General features: G+C 44.5%; 5 protein-coding genes. 3 read left to right on the forward strand and 2 right to left on the reverse strand.

Annotation, left to right across the window (positions count from 1 at the left end; all coding sequences use genetic code 11):
* The 3 genes from AM228_RS22190 to AM228_RS22200 all read left to right on the forward strand — a co-directional run.
* Positions 1-2,285: CHAT domain-containing protein (locus AM228_RS22190; RefSeq protein WP_054469129.1), on the forward strand; the 2,285-nt coding region annotated here is incomplete at its 5' end.
* Positions 2,286-2,407: 122 nt separating this feature from the next.
* On the forward strand, positions 2,408-2,809 hold the full coding sequence (locus AM228_RS22195) for a hypothetical protein (protein ID WP_054469130.1): 402 nt from the start codon (positions 2,408-2,410) through the stop codon (positions 2,807-2,809).
* A 225-nt stretch (positions 2,810-3,034) separates the two neighbouring features.
* Entirely contained in the window at positions 3,035-4,585 is a 1,551-nt protein-coding gene (locus tag AM228_RS22200) for a hypothetical protein (protein WP_054469131.1), read from the forward strand.
* 301 nt (positions 4,586-4,886) lie between these two features.
* Here the strand turns inward: AM228_RS22200 and AM228_RS22205 are convergent, their stop codons facing one another.
* The gene (locus tag AM228_RS22205) at positions 4,887-5,288 is read right to left on the reverse strand and encodes a hypothetical protein (RefSeq protein ID WP_054469132.1); all 402 of its coding nucleotides are present in this window, start codon (positions 5,286-5,288) and stop codon (positions 4,887-4,889) included.
* A 165-nt stretch (positions 5,289-5,453) separates the two neighbouring features.
* Positions 5,454-7,169, reverse strand: coding sequence for an ABC transporter ATP-binding protein (locus AM228_RS22210; RefSeq protein ID WP_054469164.1), 1,716 nt, complete (start codon positions 7,167-7,169; stop codon positions 5,454-5,456).
* Positions 7,170-7,234 lie beyond the last annotated feature (65 nt).

The following is a 7,234-nucleotide window of genomic DNA, read 5'->3' on the forward strand; positions in this document are numbered from 1 at the left end:
GTCTGTATCAGCAATGTTTGGCTTTGAGAACCGAATTGGGCGATCGCGCGGGGATGGCATCCTCTTGGGGACTGTTGGGAGATATCCAGCGATTTCGCGGCAACTGGGATGAGGCGGAGCGTCTGTATCAGCAATCTTTGGCATTGAGAACCGAATTGGGCGATAAGTCTGGTATGGGGTATGTTTACAATGTTCTCGCCTTTGTCCATCAACACTCAAACAAAATCCCCGAAGCCTTCGCTGCCTGGAGAGCAGGTTTAGCCGCTTGTCCCCCAAACCGATTCCCTGTAGAAGCCTTACTTCTCGGTAGCAATTTAGGGGATGCTGCCTTTGACATTAAAGACTGGCAAACCGCCATTGAAGGATACGAAGCAGCCATCACCGCCGTAGAAACCAGTTGCACTTTCGCCGCATCCAACCAGGAAAAACAAAAACGCCGCACCGCTCAAATCGGGGTTTATGAGAAACTGGTACAAGCCTGCATCAATAGCGGCGATATCGGTAGAGCCCTCGCCAGTGTGGAACGCAGCAAATCCCGCAACCTCATCGAACTTCTCGCCAACCGCGATATCTATCCCAAAGGCGATATTCCCCCAGAAATCCTCACCCAACTGGATACCCTGCGTCGGGAAGTCACTGCCAAACAGCAATTGTTAGAAACTTTGGATCGTCCCACCACAACCAACAGCCCCTCAGATACATTGGGTGGAGACTCACGAGGCAGCAGCAGTGGTGGTTTGACTCCTGATGCCATTGAGACGATTCGCCAAGAATATCAAAAGGCAGAACAAAAGTTAAACAAACTCCTGGATATCATCAAAACCTATGACCCCACTTTTTCCCTGACGCAGCGAGTGGAACCCATCAAATTTTCTGAAATTCAGGGTTTACTGGACGAACATACTGCCCTAATTGAGTGGTATTGTACCCGCGAGCGGATTTATGCCTTTGTGGTGTTAGGTGGAGTTAAAGAAAGAAACTTTCTTCTGAAGAATATTAAGATGCTGTTGTTTAAGTTATCTACTCTATTTAACTTCCCGCAAAAAGAAGACTCAGAACCCCCCTTTTTAAGGGGGGCAGGGGGGATCTCAGTGTGGATTTCCACCCCAGAAGCCTATACCCAATTACAAGAACTCCGCCAAACTTATCTCGACACCTATTCCCAGAAAAAATCCGACTGGGAAGAGCAATTTAATCACTACCTGCATCGTCTCGCGGATATCCTGCATATATCAGAACTGATTGCCCCCCTGACGGACAAATATCGTCAACTGATTTTAGTGCCCTATCGGGACTTGCACCTATTTCCCCTGCATATTTTACCCCTGGATAACAGCAGCAACCCGCCATATTTAATGGATAAATTTGCCGATGGGGTAAAATATGCCCCCAGTTGTCAATTTTTGCAAGAAATATCCCGCCGCAACCGCAAGGATATTAGTAATAATACCAGTCCCCGGTTTTTTGCCATCCAAAATCCCACAGAAGATTTAGAATATGCGGACCTAGAAGTTCAGGCAATTTCTCCCGCTTTCCAACCCCATGCCCGGATTTTACCCAAGAAAGCAGCCAGCAAAGCTGCCCTCAAAGAAACCGCCACTGCCCAAGATTTTCAGGGGGCGGAATATATCCATTTCGCCGGACATGGGGCGTTTAACTTTGTTAGTCCGTTACTATCTCCTTTAGTCCTAGCGGGGGCAGTGGTAAAACGTGAGGACGGACAAACCGAATCATTACCCCGCGAAAATCACCCCGAACCAAAACCCGAACCAGAATTAACCGGGAATAGTCGATATATTCCCTGGCGCAAAGGTAAAACCCTGGATTTAACCTTATGTTACACATTAGGGGAATTATTCCAGCTTGATTTACCCTCCTGTCGCTTAGTGATTCTCTCCGCTTGCGAAACCGGGTTGGTGGACTTTTCCCCAGAGTTAGAAGAATACATTAGTTTAGGACTGGGTTTCCTCTATGCGGGAGCCCCCAACGTGATTTGCAGCCTCTGGGCGGTGAATGACTTATCCACGGCGATTTTAATGGTAAAATTATATGAGGAAATGCAGATTCAGCCTTCTATTACCCTGGCCTTAAAAGCCGCCCAACAGTGGATGCGAACTGTCACCAAACAGGAGTTAATTAATTGGTTAAATCCCTCCGAGTCGCAGGAGAATGCCCCGATTAAACAAAAGCTGCGGGAAAATGTCCATTTAGGTTTCAAACCGTCCCACTATCAACCCTACCAACACCCTAAACATTGGGGGGCTTTTTGTGCCATTGGCGTTTAATTTCTATCTCCCTTTGTGTTTCTTTGTGTCTTTGTGGTGAGTTAATTTTTTTTACCACAAAGGCACAAAGGACACAAAGAAGAAGCTGTTAAAGTAAAACCAGAGGAAAGCAGAGGATAATTATGAGAGATGATACAGAGACTTTAGTCATGTTCGCGCAATTATTGGAGACGCAACCGCCAATTTTACCCCCAGACCGGGCAAAATTTCAGGAATTAGCCGCCGAATTAGCAGATATTCCAGAAACCGAAGCAAACCGGGCGGCTGATATAATTATAGAATGGCTGGAACAGTTTCCTCAAGAGCAAGAAATTTTTGTTAAAGAATTAGCAAAAAACCGCCAAGAATTAGGTGAACTTGCGGAACCAGAACCGAATAAGATGCAGTATATAATTCCCAATTTCCAAATTATTGAGGAAAAGGAAACGATGATTTTACCACCGGGACGTGAGGAAAAAGTTTCTTTGCTGGCTTATGTTCGCCAAAAGTTAGCGGAATGTGTAATAGTTTTGCCATTAAATTAATTGCGTGTAGTTGCGTAAATTGGGTTGAGAAGGCGAATTATAGATGTTATTTCGGTTGGTTGGGGAAAAATAAATGATCGTTTTGGGTATAATGTTGGGTTTAGTTCCTCAACCCAACCTACGAGATCCGATCTGGTAAAAAATGAATGATAATGTTGGGTTTCGTTCCTCAACCCAACCTACGATTTAATTACGATTTAATTACGATTTAATTTAGTGAAGCAAATGGATTTACAACAACAAGATATGCCGCTGGTTTATGCGCCAAATTTACATTTATTCGCGTTTCATCTTTGGCGCGGTTTGACGGGCAAACCGGATTCTCGGGCGACTAATCCGCATCTTTTGTGGCAAAAAGGAGATGAGATTTTAGCCAGTTTAGGATTTACTGAACGTCTGGATATTTACGGTTATCCTGAGAGTTCCCCCGAACCGGGCGGTATGGAGGTGAATCTGAATAAGCAACCGCTGAAGTTAATCGGAAAACTTCCCGAAAAAGTGGCCAATCAAGAGTTAGGAATTACCGGCAGAGTTTTGGCGCATCGCCTCCATGATAGTTATAGTTTGACGCTGAATTTTCGGCGGCCAGAAACAGAAAATGATGTTATAACCGCTGCGGTGCCGGTTTCGTTTTGGCGTGTTTTAAATACAGATAACAGCGTTTTTCTGCCTGATTTTGTCCAAAGTTCTTTAGGCCAAACTTTGTTGTTAACGGCTTTTTTGCCCCCGGAAGAACAGGATAAGTATAATAAAAATAGTGATAATAATAGTAATAAATATAGGTGGGTGGAAAGTTTAAAGCCATTGGCTCAGAAATGTTTAAAACAGTTGATTCCTGCTTCAAGAAAACAGCCACCTTTGGAACGAGTGGGGGAACTGTTTGGCAGCCCGATTTTTGAGTTTGGCGGTCAAGTTATCGATGCGGATTTTTCCCCGGAATCTCTAGATACTTGTCATGTTTTAATCTGGTTATTTCGGGAGGATTCAGCCAGTGAGAAGTTTGTGGCTGCTTATCGGCAATTTATCAATTTATTTTATTACCGCAATAAGGTTTTATCCGCTTATCGGGAAAGTCGGAGTTTGTATCGCCAATTATACGATAATTATATCCAATTAGAGGAAAAAGTCAAGGCTCTGAAAGATTTATTGAAGTTACAGCAGCAATCCCCAGGGCAACGGGTCAGCGATGGGGATTTAAATCAGTTGAGGCATATATTAGAAGATTTATCTTCGTCAGATTTAGAATATGCCCGACTGTTGAGAAATTATAAGCATAGCCGGAATACGATCGCGATTAATGGGAAAAATTACCAAGTTGCTTTAGGGGCTATCCAATATCAGCTTGAGAAGGAAAAGAACTATGTCGTCCCAGAGTCAGACCTGGATTTTTTCCGGGAGTTTAGCGATCGCACCTGTCCCTATTTTCAAACTCGCATTGCGGACGAACTGAACTATTTTGTGGAAGGTTCTAGTTTAGCGGATAAGGCAGTTGCCTCGATTCGGGGTATCGTGGAAATAGAACAAACTCAGCGCGATCGCCAACTTCAAGACCAAGAAAAAAGCCTAGAAAACACGATTCAAGCTTTGGGATTAGCCCTAGGAACAGGGGCAATTGTAGCATCCAGTTCCGGGTTAATTACTGCGTCCTGGAACAAGGAGCGATCGGATTATCCCCATCCGTTTATTATTGCTTTACTAGCCAGTTTTTCCGTAGCCATTTGCGTTTATTGGTTGGTAAAATTCTGGCAATGGTTGAGTCAGCCTAAATCAAAGTAGGGGCTAAGTAATTGATAATTGATAATTGATAATTGATAATTTTGTCTAATAGACACGAGTGCAAAATTCTCGATCATCCCCCCTTTTTAAGGGGGGTTGGGGGGATCGATCCTTTATGAAAGCCATAATTGTCTAATAGACACGAGTGCAAAATTATCAAAAACCCCCCTTTTTAAGGGGGGTTGGGGGGATATATCCTTTATGAAAGCCATAATTGTCTAATCAGTACATCTTTCTGCTGACAGGAATTGTGCAAATGATTTATACAGGCTATGGCTATTGTTATCACTGCTATTCCCTGTTAATTCTCGGAGTATTCATAAGTTTTGTCTTCGCACACGTTGATACCAGTCTGGATCAATGCGCCTTCCCCTACCGAGCCGTCTTCGGCGGCAGCCAAAACTCCTTTAAAGTCATAAATACAGTCTGGGCGCCTGTCATTAATCGTGATTTCTGCGGATTTGCCGGGAGCAAGTGTGTCAACGCCCAGAATGTCTTCCTCCCAATCGTTTGTGCTAGGAGGGGAGGCGTAGAACTCTTGGAGAGTACGGCTGGTGTTGTTAATCAGGGTAAAAATGACAGGGCTGGTGTCCGCTTCCGATTCCGTGTCATCTTCGGCTAAGACGCCGTAGCCGGTGAATGCAATGATCGGGAGGGATAGCGCGATCGCTACGACGCTTTTGCCAAAAGAGTTATGAAACATATTTTACTTTTTAGAAAGAATGTAACACTGTTTATAACTCCTAATTAAATCACAAGAAATTGAGTTTGTCTACCTGAGATATAAAGGAGAATCCGCCAGCCCCTAAATTCTCTCCTGCACTCAGAGACACCTCTGCACTCCCACAATTTCGGACGACCTCAGACCCTAAGTACGCGCCAGTAATGGGGCAGCGTTTAATAAAGTTTTGGTATAGGGATGTTGGGGGTTGGTAAAAATATCGTGAGTGATGCCAATTTCCACAATTTTGCCTGAGTTCATTACGGCAATGCGATCGCAGAAAAATCGTGCTACCCACAAATCATGGGTAATAAATAAATAGGTTAAATCAAACTCTTTTTTCAAGTCCAACATTAACTCTAATACTTGGGTTTGGACACTAGCATCCAGCATACTCACCGGCTCATCACAAATTACTAATTGGGGTCGCGTAATTAGGGCTCTAGCGATCGCCACTCGCTGCTGTTGTCCCCCGGACAATTCTCCTGGATAGCGATCGTAAAATATCCCTGGATCTAACCCCACTCTGGCTAACATTTGCTCAACTTGTTGTTTCGCTTCCGTGGGCTTGGCTAATTTATGAATTAACAACGGATCGGCAATACTTTGCCCCACGGTCATCATCGGATTTAAACAAGCATGGGGGTCTTGAAATACCATTTGCATATTTCGCCGTTGTTGTCGAATAGAATTCGGCGAAAGTTTGGTTAAATCATGGCCAAGAAACTCCACTTTTCCCCCGGTGGGTCGGACTAAGTGTAAAATAGTCCGGGAGAGGGTACTTTTGCCACAACCGGACTCACCAACTAAGCCTAAAATTTCCCCCGGATACAGTTCTAAACTGATTCCATCTACCGCTTTAATTTTTTGTCCCGGTTGGGAAAATAACCACCGTTGAATAAAATTACTTTCTAAAGTATAATGTTGTTGTAAATCCGTTAATTTCAGCAGCGGATATGACTCTACTTTATCTATATTTTCTATATTATTATTATTGACATTAGCATCTTTTTCTGGTATAATATTATCGGCATTATCGGCGGTAATCTGAGCGTTATTTGGCTTAACCGCTTGAATATGTAACGCCGCTTTTAATAGGGATTGGGTATAGGGATGTTGGGGATTTGCTAACACATCTTGGGTATTGCCAATTTCTACTAATTCGCCCTGATACATCACCGCAATGCGATCGCAATATTCTCCCACCATTGCTAAATCGTGAGAAATCAACAATAGTCCTAAATCCAATTCGGCACAAAGTCGGGTAAGTTCCTGCAAAATTTCCGCCGATACGGTGACATCTAAACTGGTGGTCGGTTCATCGGCGACAATCATTTTGGGCTGGAGTAAAAGGGCAAGGGCGATCGCCACCCGTTGCCGCATCCCCCCACTAAACTCATGGGGATATTGAGACCATCTCCCTGGGGGAATTTTCACCGTTTCCAAAGTTTTCTTCGCAATATTCTCCGCTTCCTGCTTCGTCAGGGTAGGCTTATGGGCCATTAAAGTCTCAACACAATGTTCGCCAATGGTCATCAGGGGATCTAAGCGAGTCATCGGGTCTTGAAAAATCAAGGCAATTTCTTCACCGCGAAAGCGTCTCAGGTCATCTGGTGACAAATCAAACACCGATTTTCCGGCAAACTTAATCCCCCCCTGAACTTGGCTCCCAGAGGGCAACAAGCGCATCGCCGCCCGTCCCAAAGTGGACTTGCCGCAGCCCGACTCACCCACCAGTCCCAAGCGTTCTCCTGGGGCAATTTGGAATGACACCCCATTCACAGCCCACCTCAGAGATTTCTCCTCCTCATCTTGGGGGTAAGCAATACGCAGATTTTCTACAGAAAACAAAACATTTGGCATATTTTTTTGTTGGTTGTTGGTTGTTGGTTGTTGTTGGTTGTTGGTTGGGGCCGCCATCGGCCGCC

Origin of the sequence: Planktothricoides sp. SR001 (assembly GCF_001276715.1) — a bacterium.
Taxonomy (GTDB): Bacteria; Cyanobacteriota; Cyanobacteriia; order Cyanobacteriales; family Laspinemataceae; genus Planktothricoides; species Planktothricoides raciborskii.